Source organism: Acinetobacter johnsonii CIP 64.6 (assembly GCF_000368045.1).
GTDB lineage: Bacteria > Pseudomonadota > Gammaproteobacteria > Pseudomonadales > Moraxellaceae > Acinetobacter > Acinetobacter johnsonii.
On record NZ_KB849235.1, the window covers coordinates 18,299 to 42,519 of the forward strand.

Genomic DNA, 24,221 nt, shown 5'->3' on the forward strand with positions numbered 1-24,221 from the left:
AAATGAATTTTTCTGAATACCTTCGTTATGATGGGCTGGGTTTGGCTGAGTTGGTTGCACAAAAAAAAATCCATCCCGCTGAATTATTACAAATTGCAATTGAGCGTAGTCAGCAAACCAATCCTGCTTTAAATGCGATTATTATTCCTATGCATGATTATGCCAAGAACAGAGCACAAAATGCATTGTCTGGTCCATTTGCAGGGGTGCCATTTTTAGTAAAAGATTTATTTCAAGAATATGCAGGTTATCCAACATCTTATGGCTGCCAAGCATTTAAACGTACGGGCCATATTGCAGAACATAATGCAGAAATTGTAAACCGTTGGGAAAACACAGGCATTTTAACCTTTGGCCGTACCAATACTCCTGAGTTTGGAATCAAAGGCATTACGGAATCAGATGCTTGGGGAGCCTGTCATAATCCTTGGAATTTAAAACATAACAGTGGTGGCTCATCGGGTGGTTCCGCTTCTGCAGTGGCCGCAGGGATTGTTCCGATTGCAGGTGCGGGTGACGGCGGTGGATCAATTCGAATTCCTGCATCGTATTGCGGTTTATTTGGTTTAAAACCAAGTCGTGGACGTACGCCGTGGGGTCCAGATATGAGTGAAGCAATGCATGGCGCTGCGATACAACATGTATTGAGTAAAAGTGTAAGAGACAGTGCAGCCATGTTAGATGCAACGCAGGGTGTAGAGCATAGCTCATTGTTTAAAATTGAACAGCCCAACCAAAGCTATTTGGCCTGTCTACAGCAGCCTGTAAAAAAACTTAAAATTGCATTTAGTACTCAATCGCCTATCGGAACCCCAGTGTCTAAAGATGCAATTGATGCGGTGCAGCATACTGCACGTTTGTTGGAGTCTTTAGGGCATACAGTGGTCGAAGCACAACCTGAGATAGATGGTATGTCTTTGGCCAGAGACTTCATCACGACGTGGTTTAGTCAGTTTTCTTATATGCTAGAGCAGATCAAGCAACACGTTCCGACCACAGCAGGAGACTTTGAGCTGGATTCTTTAGCTTTGGCTGCCTTTGGTGCGAAAACGACTGCTTTAGAATATATTCATAATCTGAATAATTGGGGAGTATATGTCACCAAAATGAACCAATTTTTTGATCATCATGATCTTTATCTGACTCCTGCTACAGCTTCAGTCGCACCCAAAAATGGGCAAATTTCTACCCCATCATGGCAAAAACCAATTTTAAAAAGCTTACTAAAAGTCGGCAAAGCACACCTGCTGGCACAAGGAAAATTGGTCGATAAAATTGTGAAAGATAATTTACGTTGGGTGCCTTTTACTCAGTTAGCCAACATCACAGGTTTACCCGCGATGTCTGTACCTTTGTATTGGAATGCTGATAATCTTCCGCTTGGTTCACAGTTCATTGCGCCTTTTGCCCGTGAAGATCTGTTATTACAGTTGGCTAGTCAACTTGAACAAGCCCAGCCATGGTTTCATAAATATAGTGAAATCAAGGTTTAGAAAGCTGATTAATTAAATTGTTGTAGTTTATGCGTACAGATCAGAAGAGGGCTTTTTAAGCTTGAACCTCTTTGGGTAAGTACCGAACAAAACCTAAGCCCAGTAGCACAGCACAACCTGCCAGAATAAAAATATGTTCGCCTGACAGGCTGTGCCAATAATGTCCTGCAAGAATACTTCCAGACGCTACACCCAGTCCCCACATAGTGCTATATAAGGCTTGACCACGTCCTTGTTGTCCTAAACTAAAGTTTTGGAAAATGATACGCATGGCGATGAGATGAAATAAACCAAAGCTAAAGGCATGGATAGTTTGTGCTAAGAACTGGATAGCAAAAATTTGTGGAAAAGAACCGACCATAAACCAGCGTAGCGCCGTGAGGATTAGACAAATAGACACCATGAGTCGCCATGAAAAACGTTTGAAAAAAATGTGAGCAATGGCAAACATAATAATTTCGGCCATGACACCGACAGCCCACAAAAAACCAATTTCTGTGGTTGAGTAACCAGCTTGTTTTAAGAAGTTACTATAAAAACTATAAAACGGTGCATGCGAAAAAAGCAGAATAAACTCGATACCGAAAAATGCAGCGACAACGGGTTTTTTTAAAATAGGTAGCAATGGCTCGAGCTGCCCTTGTGAATTGGGTGCAGTGGTCGGTTCTTTTATGCTAAATGACCAAATAAAGGCCAAAAAAGAAATACACAGCAATAAAACTGGTAGCATAGAGATGGGTAAAATTTCTAATAAGGCTCCGATACCAAAAACCCCGACAATAAAACCGACCGAGCCCCATTTTCGAACTTTTCCATATAATGCACTGCGTTGTTCCGCGAGCCAAAATAGAGTTACGCCCTCAAACTGAGCCAGAATGGCGTTTTGGAAGAAGCTAAAGATCAGCATGAGCAGGGCGATCGCCTGAAAGGAGTTTGGAATGATAAAAATCATGAACCAAATACAGGCTTCCATCCACGTTGCGACTCTGACCAAGAGCATCCGTTTCCCTGATTTATCTGCAATCCAGCCCCAAATAAAAGGAGCAAAAAAACGGGTAATGATCGCAATTGAGGAAAGGATACCGATTTCACTGTAGTTAAAGCCTTGATCTTCGAGATATAGGCTCCAAAACGGCATGAAGGTGCCTACAATGGAATAATAAAAAAAGTAAAAACCAGCCAGTCGGTGCCGAATGGGGAAAGAAAGCATCGTACTGTGTTCCTTGGTTGGGTGGGCAGATTCTGAAGAAAACTTGAACCTAAAACAAAGCTTCAAGTCGATGAAGCTTCGAGAATTTTAAAAATGGATTGTTTAAATCATGCTTATTCAGAGTTCAGGGATTAGCCTTTGACTAAACCACCATCTACAATCAAGTTTTGACCTGTCACAGCACAAGAATAGGGCAATAAGAACATTAAAATGGCTGAGGCAAATTCCTCAGGCGTAACTACACGACGTAGTGGTGTTGCACTTGCGATGTAATCAAAAACTTCATTGGGCGTACTTTTACTGGCATCGGTGGTTTGTAGTAAACCGCCAGAGAGCATATTGATATTAATACCGTATTGACCAAGTTCATGTGCAGAGGTACGGGTAAATGCCAATAGTGCAGCCTTCGCTGTGGTGTAGTCATGATAAGGCACCACAGGGTTCTGCACCAGATTGGTTCCGATGTTTACAATGCGCCCAAACTGACCTTGTTTCATACCTTCAAGCGCTGCTTGGGTAGTATTCAAAGCGGCTTTAACTGCACCCTCAAATTGTTGTTGCATGGTTTCCCAGCGTAGCTCATGAACTTTTGGGCGGGCCTCGCCATTAAACTCGAACTGAATGAGCGCATTATTAATCACGGCGTTGATATGCTGTCCAAAATGCTGAAAGCTTGCATCAAACATACTTTTGACTTGTGCACTGTCTGTAACATCTGCTTGGTAGATAAAAACCTGTTCGGGATACTGCTGGACTAAGGCTTGAGCTGCAACGTGGCTGTTCAAATAGTTCACGACTACACGAGCACCCTCATTGATTAAGGCGTGTGTAATTGCAAGACCTAAACCGCGTGCGCCACCTGTGACCAGTACAACTTGATTTTTAATGTGCATGATGTTTCCGAGCAGATAAATGCATGTATTTTTTAGATAAAGCAAGTATATCAAAACCTTTCCGTACGTCATGTTTTAAGACAGCTGCTTTTCAAGTTTTCGATGCTCATTTAGCTGAGTTAGAGTATTCGGATAAAAATCGCCAAGTAGTAGAACATTTTTAGTACTGTTGATCATTGAGCCTGAGTTTGCTCAAGGTGTAGCCTTAAAATACGGCGCAATTCTAATAATGTTTCTGCTTCCTCATGCACAGAATGATTGCCTTTAATGATTTTTTCAGAGACTGACTGTTCTAGATGTGAACTTGAATACGGCACAATACCATCGCTCATGTCATGTATGTCATTGGTCTGACGGTGATTACCAATAATAGAATGATAAGGAACTCTAGATACAGGCATGATGTTACTGGTCAAAGCCATAAAGCGTGACTTTGGACTTAAGTCATCTGGGCCAGATTGCACCATGCCTTTGGTACTAGAGCTACCATTGAGCTGTATATCCACTTGGTTAAAGAAAGTGATCGGCAACTTCACCATTTTCTTTACCAATTCCATGTACCAGCGGTCAGACAGTTCACTGCCACGGTGAGGCGCGGCAATAAAAATTGCACGTCCAATGGGTAAATCAGAATGAAATTGAAAACGTTCTTTGATTACAGGATATTGTTGTAATCGGGTGTATTGCTCATAGTTTAATAGTGGAATCACTTGTTCAGAAATATCGTGCTCACTAATCAGTAAGCGACTAATGACGCCGCCCATACTATGTCCAATCAGCACGGCGTCACTGGCCGAGCGAGAGTTGGGTTGAAATTGTGCAAAGGTTTGTTTAAGTAGTGCATGAATCTGATAGCGGCTTTCAACAATCGGCATATTGGTTGAATAAAACACCTGCCATACCTGAAAGTTTTCTCGTAAAACTTTATCCCCCAAAATGTTATTGGTCAGATTGACCCAAGTTTCAGGGCTGCTGGCGAGACCATGAATAAGTACAATCACTTTTTTATTCGGTTGGTAGGGTTCAAGCATATAGACATGTGGCATACGCAATCGCTCAGTTTTATCGAGCAAGGTTAAGTAGCCTGTAGAGCCCAGTTTATTTTCTGCCAGCCAATAAGCAAAAGGCACAGAATAATTCGCCGTGAGAATGTATTTTTGTTGATGTATGTCTACATACTTTTGCGTATAAGGATTAAATAGCTCAATCTCAAAAATGGCTTTGCCATTAAGCACATCTTCAATGCTGCTTTCAGGGTTTAATGGCTGTGCCGCTGCGGTTACGGACAAATAGCGTGCAGGATGGATATTGGGATTGGTTTGATTTTGATAAAACGATATCGGGTCAAGGATAAAATCATTTTATGAATAGGATCCGCTTCAGTCACAACCACAAACTCTGCGCCCAGACCATCTTGACGGTTGACTTGATAAAAACCCGAGAAGTTTAAATTATAACTGGATTGAACTCGGTCAATGGTTTTACTTTTCAGTTCAGGATAGTGTTCTAAATTTACAATATATTGACGTTGTTGGACGTTGAGTTGCGCAGGAATTTGATGAAAAGGCTGCGTACGGTACGCCGTGGTAATTAAACGTGACAAAGCGACATTGTAAAAAGTGCGGACATGCATTTGTCTTTGATCAAAAACCCGGGTACTTGGGCTTTCTTGCATTTTAAATAAATACACATAGCTATAGCGTAAACTCTGGTCGAAGGCCTCAAGGCTTTGTTCTAAGCAGTGATTATTTTCACTATGTGGCTGTGCGTGGGTACAGTTGCGTTGTTTTGAGAGCTCTAAAGCTTGGGCTAAATACAGTTCACTTAACGCGGCATAACGCTCATCTGCTGCAATATCCGTTTGTGTGTTTAAGCGCTTTAAACATGTTTCAAATTCAGCGGTGCATTGCTGTGGCGTCAGGCTGAGTAGTTTGAGTAAGCTGGTGGTTTCCGCACTCAATTGGTCGTGGGTTAAGATATTTTCAGACTTGCTACGAATAGCTTGATGGATGTTATTTTCTTTAACTTTGACCAACTGGCAGGCCGGCAGTAAAACAATCGTTAGCCCTAAAATGATTGGTCGCGTGAAAGTATGATGTCTCGTTAAAAGCATAGTTTTTAGCACGGACGTTATCTATATAGGCTAAAGATGTCTTTCATTTTAAGATAATTTCTAACGAGTTACATCCAAATTCGGTCCGATCTTTTGTGTCCCTAGACATAACTTAAGAACGCTTATATTCAGCTCAAGCAATTTGGCGAGCAAAGGCTTTGCCCAAAACATGTTTATGTATAAATCGTAATTTATCGAGAACTGGCCCTGATAGCGTAAAAGGATAAGCATCTTCTAAACCCATACTGCGATTTAACGCATTTAAGTTAAAAGTCAGTGTCATCCATTGTTTGAGGAGTAAATCAAAATTTTGAGCGCCGATTGGATTTTCATAAAAGGTTAAATCATGCGTATCTTTTCGATTATTGCGCACAATTAATCCTGCATAGTAAGCGGTTTCCAATGTGTCCATCATGTGTAAATAGTGTGCCCAGGTTTCTGCCCAGTCTTCCCAAGGATGTGTGCTGGCATAAGAGCTGACATAAAACTTGTCCCAGTTTTGCGGTGCGCCATCTTCATAGTGGCGTTGTAGTGCTTCGTTATAATCTTGACGCTCATCTCCAAAATACTGACGGAACTCGTCGACCAGCTCAGGATGTAGCGATTTAATGAGGTCAAAATAATAATGACCACTTTCATGACGGAAATGCCCCAAAAGCGTACGGTAGTTTTCACCCATTTTAATACGGGTCGTTTCCCTATAGATGACATCTGCTTCACTGGCATTGAGTGTAATGACGCCATTAGCATGTCCTGTCAACACAGGGTGCTCTGGTTCAGGCATGAGAAAATTAAAACGGAGTCCGTAGCGATCATCATCGTTATCTTTGGGCCTTGGCATAATATTCAGGCGTTGCATTAAATACAGAAAACGCCGTTTAGCATGTTCGAGCCGTGACCAATAGACGATATGATCTGGGTTGTCGAGAGTTGGAATGGTATATGTAAGCACACAAGACTCACAGTAGATGTCGTTGCTCTCTGCGGGAATAACCCAATTACAGACTTGATGATGCTGATAGTTATAACAAGGCTTATAGCGCTTCGTCTGGTATTTTTCATTTAGCGCTAACCAAAGAACAGGGCTATGCTGTTCAAAGCTCCCCATATCTTTTTCTGATGCAATATAACCGAGTGTAGTTTGGCAGCTCACACATTGTGAGTTGGCAAAAAAGATTTGGTTTTGACAGGATGCGCAACTAAAGAATTTCATCGGCGGCTATGTCTTTGGTGAGCTTTTAGAACCAGTATAAAGGATGTTGATTCCCTTCGTCATGTTCTGTCATCTGTTTTGATTGGCTTGCAAAGTTGAGTATTCATTGAGAGCATATTAGAAAGAATACATGTGCTTGGTTAGTAGCTAGCTTTTCAGCAGGTTCTTTTCTTTCATATTTGTATAAAGAGATATAAATTTTAAAATTTATAACCTGAATGAACGAAAAAGCTTGATTTAGGTGCAGATTCGTCAAAAATAGGGACTGGGAAAAATCAAAGCTTCATTTTAGAATTTCAAAGCCTTTTAAGTTTCTGGGAGTAAATATAATGATAACGAACGTATCGCCAAAAAAATGGCTACTCATGAGTTTGGGGGCGATGTTGCTTTCAGGTTGTGCGACAACCTCTACAGACCCGAGTCGTCAAAATGTGGGGACCACAGGTTTACTCATTTGTGCGCAGAATGAGCTTTGTCCAGTGGTCACTGTGAGCTGGAATGAATCCAACAAAGAGCTGCTTAAGTTAAAAATGCATTTGAGTAGTACTTACAATAAATATGAGATTCATAAAGTTGAGTTTACAAATGAGAAAGACTTTCAAACTTTTGCTGTCACTGGGCCAACCGAGCATGATCATGTTTTAGGTACCAACCGTTCGACCAATTATATTTTAGCGCCTGTAAATTTGATGAGTAGCTTAAAAGGTACAAATTCGATCAAAATGAATATTTATACAGATCAAGGTATTATCTCTCGATATGTGTATAAAGATGGCGTCTCAGCTCCAATCTTGGGTGAGTTCCAAAAAGTTTATCAATAAAAGAAAAATCGCCATCTGGCGATTTTTTTTGCTTATAAGTGAGAGAAAACTAAAAGTTGTGAGGACATAAGATCTCATGTCCATAAGGTGTTTTGCCTATAGGGACGTAAACATTGGGCCTTTGACGGATGAAAAGTCAAGCTGAATAGCCCTAAATGCACTTTGATGTATCAATTTTAAAAATATAAATATTTTTTGCACAAAAAATAAACTTTTTAATGTGCTATTGCTGTCAGTCTAATCAAAAAAATTGGCATGTATTCTGCTTAGTTCTAGGTATTACAAAAACCTTTTTTGGTAATACCGAAAGGAGCAGCAAATGTCTAAACAATTCAAAGATGACTTAAATGCATTCTTCATCGTATTTAAACAGTTCGCGGTTGCCATCCTAAGCGCTAGAGCGGGCATTTATATCAAGCAAGATTCATCCGAAAAAGGATAAGCATGTGCCGAAACATAAATTGGCACGGATCAGTATTACTGTGCCTGCACTAACTGTCGATGCATTGGATCAGAAAATTGTCGATCAGCACTACGAAAGTCGTTCTCAAGCCATTGTCGACATGATCAATAAACATCTGATTGCGGATCAGGAGCAACGTAACGCCGTGATGGTGGGGACGTTTACTTTGCTCTATGACGCCAGTGTTACACCACTTAGAGTCCAATTGCTGGACTTACAGCAACAATTTTTAGAACAAGTGGTGAGTTCACTGCATATTCAGTTAGATGAGCAAAAAATTCTAGAAGTGATGATTTTGCAGGGCTTAACTACAGAGTTAAAAGCGCTAAGCCAACAATTCATTGCTTTGAAAGGTGTGATCAAAGGGCATTTGGAGCTGATGGATGCAGTGATGCCGCCGATTCCACAAAATGAAAAACAGAGAGCGTTGAAATCGTGACCATGTTCACCGCCCTCAATGTCTCACTCCATATATAGCAAGTTTAAACATTTACAGCATCGGGAAAATTGCATCATGATTAAAAAAGCGTTCTTATCAGTCTCTATTGTTTCGACTATTTTATTGGCAGGTTGTGATAACACCGCCAAAATTCCTGAAACAAAAAACAGTGCATCTGAGAGCACAGCCACCAAAACCATCATGATTGGCTACAGTGATTGGCCGGGTTTTGTTGCATGGCAAGTGGCAATTGAAAAAGGTTGGCTCAAAGAAGCAGGGTTGAATGTTGAATTTAAATGGTTTGATTATTCATCATCACTTTCTGCTTTTGCAGCCAATCAGCTAGATGCAGTACTGGTGACCAATGGAGATAATCTAGTCACAGCCTCTGGGGGCACTCAAGGTGTTATGATTATGGCGACAGACTATTCCGCAGGTAATGACGTGATTATCGCAAAAGATGGAATTAACAGCATTGCCGATTTAAAAGGCAAAAGTATTGCTACTGAAAAAGGCTTGGTTGACCATCTATTGCTAAGTACAGCACTAACAGATGCAAAAATTAAGACCAGTGACATTAAATTGGTCAATTCTATGACCAATGAGCTTCCACAAGTTTTTGCCAGTCCAGATATTGCTGCAATTGCGGTCTGGCAACCTGTAGCCAATCAAGCGTTGAAGTCTGTTGCAGGGTCTAAAATTATTTATAGTTCTAAAGATAAGCCTGGTTTAATTTATGACACGCTGACTGTAAATATGAGTCATCTTTCTGCCAATAAAGAAGATTGGAAAAAGATGATCCAAGTGTGGGATAAAACGGTCAAATATATTAATGACCCTGCAACACATGAAGACGCCGTGAAAATTATGTCTAACCGTGTTGGCGTCGATCCGAAACAATATGAACAATTTATTGGCGGGACGCATTTACTCGATTTGGCAGCCAATAAAACCGTCTTTAAGAAAGGTTCAGGTTTTGACTCGATTTATGGCTCAAGCTACCACGTAAACAAATTCAACGTTGAAAATGGCATTTATAAAAAAGAAATGGATGTTGAGGGTGCAATTTATCCAGCTTTGGTTGAAGAGTTAAAGTAAGACTCCGTAGAAACTAAAAGCCCAAGTTAACTTGGGCTTTTTTGTATGAGTGTGTTTAAAAAGCAAAGAAAGATCTAATGTTAAATAAAGAGTAGATTTTAAGGCATGTATTTATAAATGCGTACTTTTAGAAAACACATGAATAATCACGATGCCGATAATCATAAAACTTAAACCAACAACCGCCGCAAAGTCGAGCTGCTGTTTAAAGTAAATCCAACCGACTGTAGAAATAAGAATAATGCCCGCACCTGACCACAGTGCGTAAGCTAGCCCCATAGGGATGGATTTAAATGTTAGACCTAAGAAAAAGAGTGCAATTGCATAACCAACAATAGTTAAAACGACAGGTAAAGGTGCAGTGAAACCATTGGTTGCTTTTAATGCAGAAGTCGCGAGGACTTCTGCAATCACGGCGATCAATAAATAGAGAAAAGTCATAGCTTATTAAAGCTCCCTTACGCAACCACAGTTGCATGATGCATGAGGTGATGTTGTTCTTGTTTCAGCCAATCCTGACTGTCCGCCGTGGTAGGTGTTATATTTTGAAAAGTGTATTCAGGTTCATACACATCCACGACAAACACCAACTGATATGCTTCGCCACCGATCAATTTACGCTGTATGAGGGTTTCAACATCAACGACTTCAAAACCATCTAGGATGAGTTGCTGTTGAGTCATTTGGGTGCAGCTTGAATATTGAATGAGCTGATCTTGAGTTGAAACTGATACTTCATAGCTTTCAATTTGATTTAAGTCAGAAGGACTTTGCTCCACATAAGAAAGAACCCCTAACGCGTCTATATTCTGTTGAATATGGGGTAAACGTGACTGTGCATATGCCATATACTCACCGCAGATGATGAGACCGCCATCGAGCGAAATTTCTTGTTGCGTGGCAACATGTACAGCTTTGACTAAGCGTAGTCCTAAAAATAAACCCGTACTGGCTTGTTGACGCCAGTCTTCAACATAGGCATTACTCGGTGAGAACTCCAAAATACAATTGCCAATAGTATGTAGAGTTGCTGGCTCAGGCCACTGGCTATGGTTCTGATAATTACTACTTAGCTCCCATGACAGTGATGCATTTTGCGCATCCCAATGCGTATAACCGACCCATGCTTGACGCTCTGTGATGGGTGTATCTGTTGTTGATTTGAGACGTAGGTCAATGGTGAAGCTCTTGGACTGAAACCAATACACAATCGTATTTTCATCGGTCAGGCCATTGTAAAAGCTAATACTTTTACGTCGAAATGCGCCCATTAAATAGGTTGGCACACTACCTGAAGCAGCTGTGATGGGTTTTAGTTGACTTAAAGTTTCAAATAAATTCATGGTGTGTACTCCATGTTTGACTCAGTCAGACCAAAAGAATAAAGTGGAACGGCATTCTTTAAGGCCAACTCACCACTGGCTACACGCTGTTTTAAATAATGAAAGGTTTGAGCCGTTTGATTAAACAAATGTTCTCCACCTGCCAGTGGCGCATATTTAGGTGGCTCATTTGTATTAATCGGTTGGATGACATAGTCATAGTCACAAGAAAAAAATAAAGGGAAGGAATAGCGTTCTTGTTGGACTTTTTTAACCCGATGCTTGGTGGCTAAATATTTACCATTGGACAATATTTCCATCATGTCACCTATGTTCATCACCAAAGTATTTTCAAGTAGAGGAATATCAATCCATTCGCCTTGTTTAGTGAGGACTTGTAAACCGGGCGCTGTGGGTAGTAATAAAGTAAAGCACTCATAGTCGGTATGTGCCCCGATGCCTTCTGCATCTGTCGCTTGAGGGTTATATGGATAGTGAATGAGGCGTAACTGGCTGGGTGCATGTTGAATATGCACATCAAAAAAGTCTTCTTTTTGCTCTAAAGCCAGCGCAAAACAGCGAAATAGTTGATGACCAATCGCTTTTAAGTGCTGATAGTACTGTGAGACATGGCGTTTAAATGCGGGATCATCTGGCCATTGCGTTGGGCCAAGTAAGGGATAATTTAATGCAGACCCTTGATAGTCATAATTCACATCATAAGATTCTTTTAAATCGTAGCTGTTACTCGAAAACTGTTCCTCACCTATAGGCACATAGCCACTATGATTCACCGATTTTCCAATATAGTTTTGCATTTTGAGTGCGTCATCTTGGGCAAAATAGTGCTTCGCGATGTCACATAACTGTGCAAATAATGCAGGTTGAAATTGATCACCTTTGAGGTAGAGAAAACCAACTTCTTTACAAGCCTGATCAAGCGCTTGAGCAACTTGCATACGCGCATCTAGATTTGGGCTATTTAAAAGGCTGATATCCACCAGTGGAAGGACATATTTATCTTGCATGGTAAAATCCTCGCGTTGGCCGTCCAACAGTGCATAAAGCCTAAGGGTCGTCCCTAAGGCTAGATCAATGAGTTACTTGTGTGTACTGACTTGGGTCATACGTGGGATTTTGGGTAAATCCTCCAGTGCTGGGTCAATTTCTTCTTCTTGTGCATGTACTAAGAAATCGACTCGCTCTCGAAGTTGCTTAAAGGCAGGGCTGGACATCAGTTCAGCGCTTCGTGGACGGGGTAAATCCACTTCAATAATTTCTTTAATTTCACCTGGATTGGCTTTAAGCGCGACGATACGATCAGCCAGTAAAATAGCCTCATCCATATCATGGGTTACAAAGATGATGGTGATATCAATGTTTTGCCATAAGTCCATCAGGTGTTTTTGCATTTTCTGACGGGTATGCGGGTCAAGCGCACCGAAAGGTTCATCCATCAGTAAAATTTTCGGTTCATTGACTAAAGCACGAGCAATCGCAACACGTTGCTTCATCCCGCCAGACAGTTGATGCGGATATTGGTTTTCATACTTCTCTAAGCCAATAATATTGATCCATTCTCGTGCAGCCGCTTCAGCTGAGGCATGACTTGCACCTTTCATCAGTGGACCAAACATCACATTTTCTTTAACCGATTTCCAAGGAAATAAGGTATAGCCTTGAAACACCATGCCTCGCTCTGGACTAGGGCCTGAAATGGGCTGTCCATCTACTAGCAATTCGCCACTGCTATATGGGTCTAGACCCGCAACAACCCGACTAAAGGTTGATTTTCCACAACCAGATGGACCAATCACACAAATAAACTCCCGCTTATGAATTTTCAAATCGAGCTGATTTAAAATCGTGCGTGAGTTTTTACCATGCTGAAAAACTTGACTAAGTTGTTTGGCTTCTAAAATGACAGGACGTTGATAAATGTGATCAAAATACTGACGAGAATTGAACTCCGTCGTTCTTATATCTGTGGTTATCATTATTTTGCTCCCGCTTTCCATTTAAACAGATGTTGTCCGAGCTTCATTAAAATCACATCACAGACCAAGCCAATCACGCCAATAATTAAAATCGCAGCATAGACATTGTCAAAGTTCTGGTAGCGTGCTTGCTGGGTAATAAACCAAGTGATCCCTGTGGTGGTGCCAATCAACTCAGAGACAATCAAGTAGGTCCAAGCCCAGCCCAGCAAGACACGTAAATCACGGTAAATATCGGGTAACGCCGCTGGAATGACCACGTGAAACAGACTTTTTGCTTTATTCGTCCCTAGGGTATAACCCGCTTCAATCAGCCCGCGGTCCACCATACGCGTAGTATTGGCAATAATCAGAATTTGCTGAAACAGCGTTCCAATCACGATGATGGCAATTTTTGGTGCATCATTAATGCCTAAGATGGCAACAGCCAGTGCACCAAAGGCAGGCGCAGGTAGGTAGCGAAAGAATTCAACAAAAGGTTCAGTGAGCTGGGAAATTTTGTTGGAAAAACCACATAAAATCCCCAATGGAATACCAACGAGTGATGCAATAAAGAAAGCACTAAATACAATCTTGATACTGTGCCAAAGACTTTGATGAAACCATGGTGCATCGGCTTGAGCTGGTGGTGTAGTAAATGCCGTCACTAAGGCTGTCGCAACTTGATGAGGTGCTGGTAAATAAATGGGATTGACCAAATTACCTTGTGGCGGTTTAGTGCCTGTATTGACGGCATTTTGCGCTTCGGCATAGAACACACTTTTGTCTACACGGCTACCGACTTGTAAAAAAGAGACACTGCCAGAGTTGGTGATTTGTACTTGAGGGTGCCAAATAAAGGGCAAATAACTCACAGCACACCAAATGAGGATTGGTATTAGAAATGATCCAAAGCCCAGCAATATTTTGCTTTGAGGACTGAGTTCTCGTGCGACATAACCCATAGTTGCTTAGCCCCGATATTACTTTTTTTATAAAACGTAATACTGTTAAGCAAAATGAATGCCAAATTTGTAGTGATATTGAGTGTTCACCTGTGTGCTAATTGTTTAAATAAAAACAGCCTTTGACCTAAATATGTTTTAAAATGCTCTATCGATAGATTGAAGTTCAAAAGGGGTAGCATCGCATGGCACAAAAGTCACAACAATCTGCATTGAATGAATTGATTGCAGAACAAAAACTACTGTGTGAAGAATTTGACTCCGCCTATGTTGAAGTAAAAGGTGATGATGTCGTTGCTGTTGCTGTGCATACTTTGAATCAAGAACCCATTGTCGGTTTACGTAAAAAGCCAGAAACTGAAGAGAATGTCGCTTGGTTTATCTATGGTGGTGAGTTGGGCGAAGGCCAAGATTTTTTTACAACCATGACTGTACGTGAGTTACAAGATATCTTGCCTGACGTACTTCCATACTTGGCTTTAAGTGAAGGTTATCGTTTTATGATTGATGGCGATGACTATGAAGACGTATGGAAAGAAGGCGATGAGTCTTAATACATGAAAAAACAAACATGGACGTTGCTTAGCCTGTCATTATTTTTATCATCGTTTCTATCAACCCTGAGTTATGCAGAAACAACGAAGCTAACTCAGGCGCAGTATGATCAGAAGATGGCTGAATATACAGCAACTGTGAATTCAACTAAAACCGTTTTAGATGCAAAAGATAGTCCAGCGACAGCAACAGAAATGAAAACCGCATTTTGTCAGCGTATGGCTGCATATCATCAAATTGCTGCGCTATCTAAAGCCAATATTGAGTTAAGTACCGCTTCAGTGATGCTGATGGTGGCCAACCGTTATCTTGATCAGCAAGAAAAAAGCCTGACCGATGCAGGGATGAATGAAAGTGCCTTCTGCCCAACGGCTAAAGCTTTAAAAGTTGAACATACGAAACGATTAAAAAGTAAAGTAACCGAATAAGACAACATGAAATTAGTGTAGATATTAAGATCTAATTTATTGTTTCAGGATGCTGTATAAATAGACAATGTCCTCGATTGTGTTAAGATAAATAAAAATCAACCATCGTTTGAGTAGGAGTTGGTGTATGGCAGCTTATACCGACATTAAAGTAGGCAAATATGAGGATGATATGATTCCTAAACTTGCCATTCATGCTTTTCATGATGCTTTTCAAAAAGCAACCACTCGTTCGTCTGTAGTTTATGCAAAAGCAGAGCAGTTGGTTGAACGCGATATTCATGGCAATGAAACTGTTTTACAAGACTTAAGTCATGCTTATGTCGATGTAGGCGTTTTACCGACACTGACACGTAAAAAGAAACACGCAACCGTATAGATTGATATGCCGCCACCTCGACAACCTAGAATAAGAATGTTTGCAGGGCCGAATGGTTCTGGTAAAAGCACTGTTAAAGATTACCTCTTGCCCCAACATATTGGGGCATATTTAAATGCAGATGAACTGGAACAAAACTTAAGACAGAGTCAACACATTGATTTATTGCATTATCATCCTTCCTTAAAAGCTTCAGAGTTGGTCACTTTTCTAAAAAGTAAGAAGCGTCCTCAAGGGGGACAGTTCGTGGCCTTACTTGCGCATGAACCAATTGTGCTAGATGAATGGAAGATCGAGTTTAAAACCGAAGAAATTGATTCTTATCTCTGTGCACGCATTATTGACTATATCCGGCTTGAGTTTCTGCGCGTAAAAGTCAGTTTTACTTTTGAGACGGTCATGTCACATATCTCTAAAGTTGAGTTTCTCCGAGAAGCGAAACGTCAGGGTTATAAAACCTATCTATATTATGTCTCAACAGTAGACCCACAAATCAATATTGCTCGGGTCAAGTATCGCGTCAGTGTGGGCGGCCATCCTGTTCCAGAGCAGAAAATTATCGAGCGTTACTACCGTAGTATGGATCTGCTCATGCAAGCCATAGAGTGCTGTGATCGAGCCTACTTGTTTGATAACTCTTCTGACGGTATACAAGCGTCTTTTCTTGCAGAAATAGAAGCAGCTGAAACCTTAAAAATGAATGCCGCCGTGTCTAAGCTCCCAATATGGTTTGCAGAACGGGTATTATCAGAATTTCAATAATCTGCTCAGAAAAAGAGCAGATTATTTTATCCTTTTTCATGTGTCTACCTACATAAAAATATATTCAAAAGTCGTAAATGTGTTTCATAAACCTAGAATAATGATCATGATGTAGAGATGTACCAATAATGCTATTCAGTTTCTTTAAATGAAAACTATACTGAAATAAAACGAGATAAGTTAAGTATTTCTAATCTAAAAAAGAGCTGAATACAAAATCCCTCGGGGATATATTCAAGCTTTTTACGTTATTGTGAAGAATAACTATGTAAAAGAAATACTTTAAGGTGTTATATAAAAGACTAAAAGCTTCGAGAACGAACAGGTAGTGCCCATTCAAATATCTAAAGCCAAATGAAAGGGACCCATAAACAGTGGTCATAGACATAGCAAGCACTTTTAGGCACAAAGTATGCTTGATTATTTTTTAATTAAATATATTATAAAAACATATATTGTTTTAATGGTGATTGCCAATGCATGATTTTGTGTGGTCTTTTATAGGTGGAATATTACTCGGCATCTCTGCCGTTGGATATTTATATACCAATGGACGGATTGCGGGAATCAGTGGTCTGGTCTCTCAAGTTTTAAATTTAAAAGGGATCATAAATACGTCTGCACTGTGGTTTTTATTGGGTTTGTTCATTGTTCCGTTTATATATGCCGCTTTTGTTCAGCCACAGATCTATATTAAAGCTACCCCTTTCATGTTAATCATTGCAGGCGTATTGGTAGGTTTTGGAACTCGCCTAGGCTCAGGTTGTACCAGTGGGCATGGTATTTGTGGTATCAGTCGCTTATCCAAACGTTCAATCATCGCTACGATGAGTTTTATGTTCGCAGGTTTTATTGCTGTGTATGTTGTCCGTCATATGCTTGGAGCAATCTAAAAATGAAAAATGTTTGGGCATTCATTTGGGGTGGATTATTTTCAATCGGTCTCATGCTTTCAGGAATGTCGAATCCTGCGAAGGTGATTGGCTTTTTAGATATTTTTGGGCAGTGGGATGCCAGTTTGGCTTTTGTGATGATGGGTGCGATTGCAGTTGCATTTATTCCTTTTCAAAAAGCTGTACGTCAGCCACATCCACAAACCTTTTATGGTGAAGCCATGCAACTTCCTAAAAATACTAAAATCGACAGAAAACTGATCTTGGGAAGTTTGCTATTTGGTATAGGCTGGGGAATTGCGGGAATTTGTCCTGCGCCGAGTTTTACTTTGATTGGGTTGGGTTATTATCAAGCGATCTATTTTATAATTGCGATGTTCGTCGGTGCGCTGTTACATCGTAAAGTGATGGAGAAAATGCCATGAAGCAAACCGCGCAAGTAAAAGCATTTTTTGATACAGCGAGCAACACGTTTAGTTATGTGGTGAGTGATCCCGACACTCAGCGCTGCGCCGTGATTGATAGTGTATTGGACTATGATGCAGCATCGGCAACGACCAAAACAGAGCAGGCCGATTTAATCATTGCTTATATTCAGGAAAATAGCCTAAGCGTAGACTGGATTTTAGAAACACATGTGCATGCAGATCATTTAAGTGCTGCACAGTATTTAAAGCAAAAACTAGGTGGAAAAATTGCAATTAGTCATAAGATCGAGATCGTACAACAAACTTTTGGTGAAATTTATCACTTAGATATTAAAAGTTTAAACGCTACGCAGTCATTTGATTATCTTTTTGCAGATCATGAGACATTTTTGATAGGTAACATAAAAGCATATAATATTCCGACACCAGGGCATACACCTGCGTGTCTCAGTTATGTCATTGGTGATGCTGTTTTTGTCGGGGACACGTTGTTTATGCCTGACTATGGGACGGCACGTTGTGATTTTCCAAAGGGGAGTGCGGCGGCTTTATTTGATTCAGTGAAGACTTTGTACACATTGCCAGATCAAACGCGGATGTTCTTATGCCATGATTACTTACCCGAAAGTCGTGATCAATACAAATATGAGACATCGGTTTATTCGCAAAAGCATGAAAACATTCATATCAATACTACAACGCAAAGGGGCGATTTTGTCGAGATGCGAAATCGCCGTGATGCAACGTTAAGCATGCCAAAACTGATATTGCCAGCGATTCAAATCAATATGTTTGCAGGCAAGTTCCCTCAACCAGAAGACAATGGTATTTCTTACTTAAAAATTCCGCTGAATTATTTTTAAAATAGAAAAGTAGCAAGACTTAAGGCATTCGGCATCTTTTCACTTGCATAAAATCTGATTCAAAAATCTAATCTGATATTAAACAGATATGTACATCATGCCTTTAAATTTAGCCTAAGCAAATATTTTACTCAAAATAGCCTAAGCAAAATTGAGCTCAATATAAAAAGTCATTTGATTTATTTCCATTAAAAATTCAATATCTATAGCAATCAAATAAAGTAAGTTTCATATGATCCTAAATCATCAATTTCATCAAAATGAGCAGCCGCCTACAAAAACATTGGTCTTTGTCCATGGTTTATTTGGCAGTTTAAGCAATTTAGGGATGTTGGCACGGGAGTTTTATTCAAGCCACCATGTATTACAGGTAGATGTACGTAATCATGGGTTATCGTCACATTCAAATGTGATGTATTATGAGGTTATGGCAGCTGATCTAATTGAAACTTTAGATGAACTCAACATCGAATACTTTTCTTTGATCGGGCATTCGATGGGGGGGAAGCTGGTGATGAAAGTGACCGAACTCGCAGGAGATCGACTAGATCAACTGGTGGTGTTGGATATTACGCCTATTGCTTATAAAGAAAATCATCATGAGCAAATTTTTAAAGCGCTCATTGCAGTACAAAAAGCAGATATTGAAACACGTCAACAAGCCATAGAAATCATGCGTGAATATCTCAAAGAGGAAATGGTGATTCAGTTTCTCTTGAAATCTTTTAGCAAAGGGAAGTGGTTGTTTAATGTAGATGCACTGTATCAGAACTATGCCCAAATTCTGTCATGGGAAAATATAGAAACATGGCATAAGTCTGCATTGTTTATACGTGGTGGAAACTCACCTTATGTAGCAAAGCCAGAATATATAGAAGCTATCCAATCGCAGTTTTCTCAAGCCCAGATTCAGACGGTGGCAGATGCTGGACACTGGTTACATGCAGAGAAAACTGCGCAAGTTTTGCAAATCATCACTCAATATTTGAGTCAGCCTTCAACCTGATTAACTCAAATTCGCAGCTGAAAGTTGTCCTTCAGAGGTCAGCTTTTCAGCCATTTCCGCAGTTTTCTTTAAATTAGGCATTCGAAATTCGGTATGGCCATAGTCTTGGATCGACTTCCAACGCCCGCCCCAAGTTAAACCTACAGATTCTGCAACTTCACCATAGAGCTGATAGCCACGCATCGCCCATGGATCTCGTTCAGAAATAACGACTTTTCCATCCCGCTTAAATGCGACATCCGCCGCCAATCCAAATTGGTGGTAACTTTGGTAACCACGCGCCAAAGTCGTATTTTTATTGCTGGCTAAAGAATTTTGACGCTGCGGGCTACGATAGCCTTCCAGTAAAACCAGTTCATATCCATGCTGCTCACGCATTATTTTAAATACCATCAGTAAACGTTGTTTATAGCGTGGGTTCATTTTGTGCCACTTACGATCAGCCGTTGCTAAATTGTCATGTGAATGAGTTGAATGTACATCCTGAATACTTGGGTCGTAATTCAAAGCACTGGCTTGAATAGAATTATTATTAAGATCCGCTTGCTCAAGCATACTTGCTTCAACTATGGCCGCAGCAACTAAGGATTCTTCGACCTCTGGTGGTGGAGACAAAATTTGTCCATCAAGTAGGGCATAAATTTGTGGATCCGATTGTCTTAAATAATCCGCTTCGATTTTAGTGGGTGTGACTGGACTGGTAAAAGCAAACATTAAGATGCTAGCAAATAAGAATAGACCCGCAACCAATATCCACCACTGTTGAATATGCCAATGCGATTGCAATTGCTCGGGCGCAGCAGCATGATTTATATGCTGTGCAAAATGACGAGCGGATTGAAATCTTTTTTTTCCTTGAGGAATTAACCCGACAAAAAAGCCAGCAAATTTTGCTCTGAGTTCGTAGGACAGTGCCAAACCTAGTCCTAGTGCCAGGATTAGAAAAATCGAAAAAATAGCATAAATCATAGTCTGATAGTAGCTGGCATTGGGGCTTCGACGACACGAGTTGTAATCTTGGTTTGTACACTGCCTGTGGGAGATTCTTCGGATTTTTCCACTGCCTGTTCTGCTTTGGCTACTTTGTTGTGATTTTTATCTTTCGGTGTAGCCGAACTTTGCGTTGACGAGTTTTGTTTCTTATTTTCTTTTGGTAAGGGCGGCGGACTAGCACTCTTCATCGATGGTGCAGTAACTGTTTCAGCTGGACGAAGAAAAGCTCTGCTTAATTCATCTTCTTTGGGTTGAGGAAAATCAGCAGGCGGCTCAGTTACATTTGAAGGTTGAACACTTTTAGAAGGGATGACTTTAGTCGCTTCAAAAATAGCTTCGGGTTCCCGCGTCGGGGCTTCATTATCGACTGAGGGTTCAGTGACATCGACGCTAGAATTTTGGCTAACCTGTATTGAATCATTTTTTTGTTGTGTAAAAAAGTAAGTAAAACCAAGAGTGGCCATCAATAAGACACCACCCAAAAAACCACCAAATGCATAGAGCATAGGTGAAATATTTTTCTTTTTTGTAGACGTCAAAATTTTGACTGAAGTCCGTTTTTCATGAGCCATGGAGTTAGTTCTTAGGGTAAATGAATAGTAATATGTGCCTGTTCTGTTGGCGTAGAAATGACATTTTCATATGTGGCCAAAGAATTCGTACTTTGCTTTGATAACATATAGCGCAAGCCTGCAAAGGATAAGAGCGCGAATAGGATTAGAAAAAGTAAAATCCAGTAAAAAGGAAGCTCACGGTGAATCATGTGTTTAATTTGATCGGGGAGCGATGCAAAAGGAGAAAAGGCAGCCTTTTTTCCTTTCAAATAGTCAATTTCATCGCCCACACGTGCCACCAAATGGTTTAAATTTTCTATAGATTCAATGCGATATCTACCATGAAAACCTAGAAGCATGCAGTAATGATAAACTTCAAGTGCGGCTAATCGACTATTTCCTTTACGGCGTAACTCTTCTAAAATTTCGAAAAAACGATAACCCGCAAGTTGCGAGCCAAATAAACTAAGCTGTAAGGGACTGATTAACCAACTATTTTGGAGCTCGAAAAATTGTGCATCTTGCTGAGTCACAATGGTTTCATCTAATAATGCACAGTAAGCATATTTAGCATCTTGAATGTCATCTGATGAAAATTGTAATTTTCGGGCTTGGTTTTCAAAACGGTTGAGTAGGGCAATGATTTTTTCGCGAAATTCAGTCGAACTGCTCGGTATATATTTGTTTTTTAATAAAAATACAATATAAAACCCGTCATGGAGTAAGTCGACCAAGTTGGTTGTACTGGTGACTTTGGCGGTCATGGGCTGAGTAATTGAACCAGTTCCAATTTGTCCATCATCAAAAAGTGAAGGGGCATTATTCATGATTCATTTCCTTAGCCATTCATCACAGCAATCAATTCAACAGCAATATCTTGGAAACCTGCCGGAATATAAATACAAATCGACTCGGCATCCAACATGCGTTGGTATAAGTCATTATTTGGTTCAATTTCAAAGTAACTCACACCAGATCGCACTGGAATAGCGGTTGGAACCTGCATTAAATGATGCAAAGGAACTGCAGGGAGTGCGGCGATGACGCGCTGTTCAACATCTACGGTATTGCCCACTTTAAAGCGCAACGGAACCAATTGAATCAGTTCGTGGCTTTGCATCATGCTGCTAGAAACAGCCAAGTAAAGTCTTGAATCTCGAGTAATTTTGTCTGACTCTAAACTGCCTAACCAATAAGATGGTCGCGTTTCTTTCAATTGAATGCTGATATAGCGGTTTGAAATAATCGTATCTAATAACTCACGTAGAATGACATCGAGCTGACTAAAACTTTCTTGTAAATTATGATGTTGGTAGCGAGGTAAATGATCAACCTCATGAGCCGTTGAAAAAGTCAGCAATGAGCCAGTCAAACGTAATAATTCAAAGAATAGCCGCTCTGGATGGATATGCGGGTATTGCAATAAATGATTCAACGTCGCGTGTGCTGTGTTGAGTGCATTAACCAGCCAAAATGACACAATGTCGCCAGAGCGAAATTCAATCAGTTTTTGCTCGTTTTCTCGATTATTACTTTGAATGGTTTTAATTTTCGCTTTGATAACATTTAAACTGCGTTTCAAACTCGAGATAAGATTTTCAGAAGATTCAATATGCAAGATAGGCGGAATAAAATGACGATCAAATTCAAATTGACCTGAGCTTTGACGTTTAATTTTTGCTAAAGCTAAATACAAAAAGCCATCAAGCTCTTGATTCGGTTCTGCGTTGACCTCTAACAAGCGAAACTCTGCACGGCGGCGCAATAAGGTGATATCTGCTGCAGTTGCATCTGTAAATAAATCATGAGTTGAGGTTAGATAAGAATGATAGCGACCGAACTGTGCACTATTTTCAGCGGTCACATTTTTCTTATTGGCTTGTACAATCGGCAAAGCCAAATAAACCAAGATTTCGCCACGTAAATTCAGTTCATCTAATAACACTGGCTCTGGCAATAAATCACGTGCCGGCGCCTGATAGATTTCGCCATCTTGCCAAATCATACTAATACTTTCGAGTGCCAAGATATGTGTGTGTAACTGGGCTTCATCAAATTGAATATTTTGAATGCCATAGGCAAATGGAATTGTGGAACGAATGGTATGATTCAGACGTTGTTCATGATACGCATCTTGTAATTGAAAATGTTGAGGACGTAAAAATAGACCTTCACCCCAAAGTATTTTTTCTGCTTTAAACATTTAGATTACCAATCGTTTGATTCATTTGCTTGTTGCACGCCCAGTAGTTCTTGGACGTTATGCAGTGGATTTTCGTTTTTAATGACTTGATTTAACCACTCATGTAGTGGCATCTGACTCCACTTGATGGTTTTCTGTAACATATAGCTTACGGGACTATGCGGTTCATTGGCTTGGAAATAGTCAGAAATTTCTTGTAATACCCGCATGGCTTGTTCACGGTTTGCTAAGTGATTTTGCGGTTGAACCTGAAAGCCTTTGGATGGATGGACGGTGTTCATGTCAATCTCTTGTTCTTTGTGCTGAGTAAATGAAAGTGCCTGTGTTGTTATCGTTGCGGCAGCAGAAGACTCAGACGTTTGTGTCGCCATTACAGGCTGAGTAAAAACATCGGTTTTGTAGAGCTTTTTTAAACTGGTGTGGATGTTTTCAAGCTGAGTATCAATCGCAGCAAAGCTTGGTGCATCTAAGCCCATTAAGGTATCTAATACACTTTTCAAAATTGACCATTCAGCCAGAATCGCCGAAAAATGTTGATAGTTCTGATATTGAAATGATTTTGATGTATTGAACAAGCTCTGCTCAAATTGTTCCAAAATCTGAGAGCTATTGGCATCATCCGTATAACTTTCGACTTGTTTCAACAAATGGTTTTTTTGTCTCAATAAGGCTTCATAATCACTGAGTGAAAATGAAGGAACATTCACGATAGCGACTTGTTTAATCAGTGGAATCAAATGATTAATTGAACCTTGTAATAAACCTAGACGTTGATCTAAATCTTCTTCTTCAATTTCAGGATGAAGTTGTGTCCAATACTCATTTAGCGTCCGGTGCATAAGCTCTAGGGCTTTTGCGGTGCCTTCGAATCCGTATAAATTTGACCACGCTTCAAGTACCCAGCCCAATAAGCGTAAATCCTTCGATTTTTCCGTGAGAAGTTCGATAGATTTTTGTTCAACGAAATGCCAGTCTGCTTGCTTGGGTTCAGCGACCCAGTCGCCTTGATCGAGTAGTGGATCATCCTGAGTTTTTGCAATTTTGATAGCGTGGAATTCATTGGAAAAAGACAAGTCTTGTCCACATGGTTGATCGCTTGAGATAGGAGACAATAAAGGCTCGATTTCTAAGCTCATAATTTTACACTCTAT

Annotated in this window: 28 protein-coding genes; 13 read left to right on the forward strand and 15 right to left on the reverse strand. The window is 40.3% G+C overall.

Annotated elements, in window-relative coordinates:
- Nucleotides 1-2: 2 nt before the first annotated feature.
- Nucleotides 3-1,493, forward strand: a complete 1,491-nt coding sequence (locus F986_RS05835) for an amidase (RefSeq protein ID WP_004693028.1) — start codon at nt 3-5, stop codon at nt 1,491-1,493.
- Nucleotides 1,494-1,548: 55 nt separating this feature from the next.
- Here the strand turns inward: F986_RS05835 and F986_RS05840 are convergent, their stop codons facing one another.
- The 5 genes from F986_RS05840 to F986_RS05855 all read right to left on the reverse strand — a co-directional run bounded on the left by F986_RS05840 (nt 1,549) and on the right by F986_RS05855 (nt 6,922).
- Nucleotides 1,549-2,703 carry an MFS transporter gene (locus tag F986_RS05840; protein WP_004693029.1) on the reverse strand — a complete coding sequence of 385 codons (1,155 nt, stop codon included), beginning with the start codon at nt 2,701-2,703 and terminating at the stop codon, nt 1,549-1,551.
- A 131-nt stretch (nt 2,704-2,834) separates the two neighbouring features.
- A complete protein-coding gene (locus F986_RS05845; RefSeq protein ID WP_004693030.1) occupies nt 2,835-3,596 on the reverse strand; it encodes a 3-oxoacyl-ACP reductase in 762 nt (253 codons plus the stop codon).
- A gap of 173 nt (nt 3,597-3,769) precedes the next feature.
- Nucleotides 3,770-4,885, reverse strand: a complete 1,116-nt coding sequence (locus tag F986_RS18540) for an esterase/lipase family protein (RefSeq protein ID WP_004693032.1) — start codon at nt 4,883-4,885, stop codon at nt 3,770-3,772.
- Nucleotides 4,876-5,709: a hypothetical protein gene (locus tag F986_RS18545; protein ID WP_004693033.1), complete on the reverse strand. Its 834-nt coding sequence runs from the start codon at nt 5,707-5,709 to the stop codon at nt 4,876-4,878. The genes F986_RS18540 and F986_RS18545 overlap by 10 nt, the downstream gene beginning before the upstream one ends.
- 133 nt (nt 5,710-5,842) lie before the next feature.
- Nucleotides 5,843-6,922 carry a zinc-binding metallopeptidase family protein gene (locus F986_RS05855; RefSeq protein WP_004693035.1) on the reverse strand — a complete coding sequence of 360 codons (1,080 nt, stop codon included), beginning with the start codon at nt 6,920-6,922 and terminating at the stop codon, nt 5,843-5,845.
- Between the two features lie 329 nt (nt 6,923-7,251).
- On the opposite strand from F986_RS05855, the gene F986_RS05860 reads away from it, so the two are divergent.
- The 4 genes from F986_RS05860 (at nt 7,252) to F986_RS05870 (ending at nt 9,743) form a co-directional block, all read left to right on the forward strand.
- A complete protein-coding gene (locus tag F986_RS05860; protein ID WP_004693036.1) occupies nt 7,252-7,743 on the forward strand; it encodes a hypothetical protein in 492 nt (163 codons plus the stop codon).
- Between the two features lie 319 nt (nt 7,744-8,062).
- The gene (locus tag F986_RS18680) at nt 8,063-8,185 is read left to right on the forward strand and encodes a hypothetical protein (protein WP_004693037.1); all 123 of its coding nucleotides are present in this window, start codon (nt 8,063-8,065) and stop codon (nt 8,183-8,185) included.
- Nucleotides 8,186-8,189: 4 nt separating this feature from the next.
- Complete coding sequence (locus F986_RS05865; protein ID WP_004693038.1) at nt 8,190-8,645, forward strand: CopG family ribbon-helix-helix protein; 456 nt, start codon at nt 8,190-8,192, stop codon at nt 8,643-8,645.
- A gap of 75 nt (nt 8,646-8,720) precedes the next feature.
- A complete protein-coding gene (locus F986_RS05870; protein ID WP_004693039.1) occupies nt 8,721-9,743 on the forward strand; it encodes an ABC transporter substrate-binding protein in 1,023 nt (340 codons plus the stop codon).
- A gap of 111 nt (nt 9,744-9,854) precedes the next feature.
- Here F986_RS05870 and F986_RS05875 read toward each other — a convergent pair whose 3' ends face one another.
- From F986_RS05875 to F986_RS05895, 5 genes are all read right to left on the reverse strand, one after another.
- Nucleotides 9,855-10,184 (reverse strand): DMT family transporter, encoded by a 330-nt coding sequence (locus F986_RS05875; RefSeq protein WP_004693041.1) that lies wholly within the window; start codon nt 10,182-10,184, stop codon nt 9,855-9,857.
- 17 nt (nt 10,185-10,201) lie between these two features.
- Nucleotides 10,202-11,086, reverse strand: coding sequence for a hypothetical protein (locus F986_RS05880; protein ID WP_004693042.1), 885 nt, complete (start codon nt 11,084-11,086; stop codon nt 10,202-10,204).
- Nucleotides 11,083-12,093 carry an isopenicillin N synthase family dioxygenase gene (locus F986_RS05885; protein ID WP_004693043.1) on the reverse strand — a complete coding sequence of 337 codons (1,011 nt, stop codon included), beginning with the start codon at nt 12,091-12,093 and terminating at the stop codon, nt 11,083-11,085. Before F986_RS05885 ends, F986_RS05880 begins: the two co-directional genes overlap by 4 nt.
- A 72-nt stretch (nt 12,094-12,165) precedes the next feature.
- The gene (locus F986_RS05890; RefSeq protein ID WP_004693044.1) at nt 12,166-13,062 is read right to left on the reverse strand and encodes an ABC transporter ATP-binding protein; all 897 of its coding nucleotides are present in this window, start codon (nt 13,060-13,062) and stop codon (nt 12,166-12,168) included.
- Nucleotides 13,062-14,006 (reverse strand): ABC transporter permease, encoded by a 945-nt coding sequence (locus F986_RS05895; protein WP_004693045.1) that lies wholly within the window; start codon nt 14,004-14,006, stop codon nt 13,062-13,064. Before F986_RS05895 ends, F986_RS05890 begins: the two co-directional genes overlap by 1 nt.
- Before the next feature lie 185 nt (nt 14,007-14,191).
- On the opposite strand from F986_RS05895, the gene F986_RS05900 reads away from it, so the two are divergent.
- From F986_RS05900 to F986_RS05935, 8 genes are all read left to right on the forward strand, one after another.
- On the forward strand, nt 14,192-14,560 hold the full coding sequence (locus F986_RS05900) for an immunity protein Imm33 domain-containing protein (RefSeq protein WP_004693046.1): 369 nt from the start codon (nt 14,192-14,194) through the stop codon (nt 14,558-14,560).
- A 3-nt stretch (nt 14,561-14,563) separates the two neighbouring features.
- Complete coding sequence (locus F986_RS05905; protein ID WP_004693047.1) at nt 14,564-14,989, forward strand: hypothetical protein; 426 nt, start codon at nt 14,564-14,566, stop codon at nt 14,987-14,989.
- Nucleotides 14,990-15,116: 127 nt separating this feature from the next.
- The gene (locus tag F986_RS05910; protein WP_004693049.1) at nt 15,117-15,368 is read left to right on the forward strand and encodes a hypothetical protein; all 252 of its coding nucleotides are present in this window, start codon (nt 15,117-15,119) and stop codon (nt 15,366-15,368) included.
- Between the two features lie 36 nt (nt 15,369-15,404).
- Nucleotides 15,405-16,130 carry an ATPase gene (locus F986_RS05915; RefSeq protein ID WP_017397020.1) on the forward strand — a complete coding sequence of 242 codons (726 nt, stop codon included), beginning with the start codon at nt 15,405-15,407 and terminating at the stop codon, nt 16,128-16,130.
- 476 nt (nt 16,131-16,606) lie between these two features.
- The gene (locus F986_RS05920) at nt 16,607-17,023 is read left to right on the forward strand and encodes a YeeE/YedE family protein (RefSeq protein WP_004693052.1); all 417 of its coding nucleotides are present in this window, start codon (nt 16,607-16,609) and stop codon (nt 17,021-17,023) included.
- A 2-nt stretch (nt 17,024-17,025) separates the two neighbouring features.
- The gene (locus tag F986_RS05925) at nt 17,026-17,448 is read left to right on the forward strand and encodes a YeeE/YedE family protein (protein ID WP_004693055.1); all 423 of its coding nucleotides are present in this window, start codon (nt 17,026-17,028) and stop codon (nt 17,446-17,448) included.
- The gene (locus F986_RS05930; RefSeq protein ID WP_004693057.1) at nt 17,445-18,314 is read left to right on the forward strand and encodes an MBL fold metallo-hydrolase; all 870 of its coding nucleotides are present in this window, start codon (nt 17,445-17,447) and stop codon (nt 18,312-18,314) included. The genes F986_RS05925 and F986_RS05930 overlap by 4 nt, the downstream gene beginning before the upstream one ends.
- Before the next feature lie 232 nt (nt 18,315-18,546).
- The gene (locus F986_RS05935) at nt 18,547-19,320 is read left to right on the forward strand and encodes an alpha/beta fold hydrolase (RefSeq protein WP_004693060.1); all 774 of its coding nucleotides are present in this window, start codon (nt 18,547-18,549) and stop codon (nt 19,318-19,320) included.
- Here F986_RS05935 and F986_RS05940 read toward each other — a convergent pair whose 3' ends face one another.
- The 5 genes from F986_RS05940 to tssA are packed head-to-tail and all read right to left on the reverse strand — an operon-like array spanning nt 19,321 to nt 24,206.
- The gene (locus F986_RS05940; protein ID WP_004693062.1) at nt 19,321-20,289 is read right to left on the reverse strand and encodes a M15 family metallopeptidase; all 969 of its coding nucleotides are present in this window, start codon (nt 20,287-20,289) and stop codon (nt 19,321-19,323) included. It abuts the gene before it with no gap.
- Nucleotides 20,286-20,885, reverse strand: coding sequence for a hypothetical protein (locus tag F986_RS05945; protein ID WP_004693064.1), 600 nt, complete (start codon nt 20,883-20,885; stop codon nt 20,286-20,288). The genes F986_RS05940 and F986_RS05945 overlap by 4 nt, the downstream gene beginning before the upstream one ends.
- Nucleotides 20,886-20,896: 11 nt before the next feature.
- Nucleotides 20,897-21,694: a type IVB secretion system protein IcmH/DotU gene (icmH, locus tag F986_RS05950; protein WP_004693066.1), complete on the reverse strand. Its 798-nt coding sequence runs from the start codon at nt 21,692-21,694 to the stop codon at nt 20,897-20,899.
- An 11-nt stretch (nt 21,695-21,705) separates the two neighbouring features.
- Nucleotides 21,706-23,070 (reverse strand): type VI secretion system baseplate subunit TssK, encoded by a 1,365-nt coding sequence (gene tssK, locus F986_RS05955; protein WP_004693069.1) that lies wholly within the window; start codon nt 23,068-23,070, stop codon nt 21,706-21,708.
- Nucleotides 23,071-23,075: 5 nt separating this feature from the next.
- On the reverse strand, nt 23,076-24,206 hold the full coding sequence (gene tssA / locus F986_RS05960) for a type VI secretion system protein TssA (protein WP_004693071.1): 1,131 nt from the start codon (nt 24,204-24,206) through the stop codon (nt 23,076-23,078).
- Nucleotides 24,207-24,221 lie beyond the last annotated feature (15 nt).

Excerpts from the sequence above, each read along its gene's own strand:
- F986_RS05835 (WP_004693028.1), top strand. The coding sequence starts at position 3 with ATGAATTTTTCTGAATACCTTCGTTATGATGGGCTGGGTTTGGCTGAG.
- F986_RS05840 (WP_004693029.1), bottom strand. The coding sequence starts at position 2,703 with ATGCTTTCTTTCCCCATTCGGCACCGACTGGCTGGTTTTTACTTTTTT.
- F986_RS05845 (WP_004693030.1), bottom strand. The coding sequence starts at position 3,596 with ATGCACATTAAAAATCAAGTTGTACTGGTCACAGGTGGCGCACGCGGT.
- F986_RS18545 (WP_004693033.1), bottom strand. The coding sequence starts at position 5,709 with ATGCTTTTAACGAGACATCATACTTTCACGCGACCAATCATTTTAGGG.
- F986_RS05855 (WP_004693035.1), bottom strand. The coding sequence starts at position 6,922 with ATGAAATTCTTTAGTTGCGCATCCTGTCAAAACCAAATCTTTTTTGCC.
- F986_RS05860 (WP_004693036.1), top strand. The coding sequence starts at position 7,252 with ATGATAACGAACGTATCGCCAAAAAAATGGCTACTCATGAGTTTGGGG.
- F986_RS18680 (WP_004693037.1), top strand. The coding sequence starts at position 8,063 with ATGTCTAAACAATTCAAAGATGACTTAAATGCATTCTTCATCGTATTT.
- F986_RS05870 (WP_004693039.1), top strand. The coding sequence starts at position 8,721 with ATGATTAAAAAAGCGTTCTTATCAGTCTCTATTGTTTCGACTATTTTA.
- F986_RS05875 (WP_004693041.1), bottom strand. The coding sequence starts at position 10,184 with ATGACTTTTCTCTATTTATTGATCGCCGTGATTGCAGAAGTCCTCGCG.
- F986_RS05880 (WP_004693042.1), bottom strand. The coding sequence starts at position 11,086 with ATGAATTTATTTGAAACTTTAAGTCAACTAAAACCCATCACAGCTGCT.
- F986_RS05885 (WP_004693043.1), bottom strand. The coding sequence starts at position 12,093 with ATGCAAGATAAATATGTCCTTCCACTGGTGGATATCAGCCTTTTAAAT.
- F986_RS05890 (WP_004693044.1), bottom strand. The coding sequence starts at position 13,062 with ATGATAACCACAGATATAAGAACGACGGAGTTCAATTCTCGTCAGTAT.
- F986_RS05895 (WP_004693045.1), bottom strand. The coding sequence starts at position 14,006 with ATGGGTTATGTCGCACGAGAACTCAGTCCTCAAAGCAAAATATTGCTG.
- F986_RS05900 (WP_004693046.1), top strand. The coding sequence starts at position 14,192 with ATGGCACAAAAGTCACAACAATCTGCATTGAATGAATTGATTGCAGAA.
- F986_RS05905 (WP_004693047.1), top strand. The coding sequence starts at position 14,564 with ATGAAAAAACAAACATGGACGTTGCTTAGCCTGTCATTATTTTTATCA.
- F986_RS05910 (WP_004693049.1), top strand. The coding sequence starts at position 15,117 with ATGGCAGCTTATACCGACATTAAAGTAGGCAAATATGAGGATGATATG.
- F986_RS05915 (WP_017397020.1), top strand. The coding sequence starts at position 15,405 with ATGTTTGCAGGGCCGAATGGTTCTGGTAAAAGCACTGTTAAAGATTAC.
- F986_RS05920 (WP_004693052.1), top strand. The coding sequence starts at position 16,607 with ATGCATGATTTTGTGTGGTCTTTTATAGGTGGAATATTACTCGGCATC.
- F986_RS05925 (WP_004693055.1), top strand. The coding sequence starts at position 17,026 with ATGAAAAATGTTTGGGCATTCATTTGGGGTGGATTATTTTCAATCGGT.
- F986_RS05930 (WP_004693057.1), top strand. The coding sequence starts at position 17,445 with ATGAAGCAAACCGCGCAAGTAAAAGCATTTTTTGATACAGCGAGCAAC.
- F986_RS05935 (WP_004693060.1), top strand. The coding sequence starts at position 18,547 with ATGATCCTAAATCATCAATTTCATCAAAATGAGCAGCCGCCTACAAAA.
- F986_RS05940 (WP_004693062.1), bottom strand. The coding sequence starts at position 20,289 with ATGATTTATGCTATTTTTTCGATTTTTCTAATCCTGGCACTAGGACTA.
- F986_RS05945 (WP_004693064.1), bottom strand. The coding sequence starts at position 20,885 with ATGGCTCATGAAAAACGGACTTCAGTCAAAATTTTGACGTCTACAAAA.
- icmH (WP_004693066.1), bottom strand. The coding sequence starts at position 21,694 with ATGAATAATGCCCCTTCACTTTTTGATGATGGACAAATTGGAACTGGT.
- tssK (WP_004693069.1), bottom strand. The coding sequence starts at position 23,070 with ATGTTTAAAGCAGAAAAAATACTTTGGGGTGAAGGTCTATTTTTACGT.
- tssA (WP_004693071.1), bottom strand. The coding sequence starts at position 24,206 with ATGAGCTTAGAAATCGAGCCTTTATTGTCTCCTATCTCAAGCGATCAA.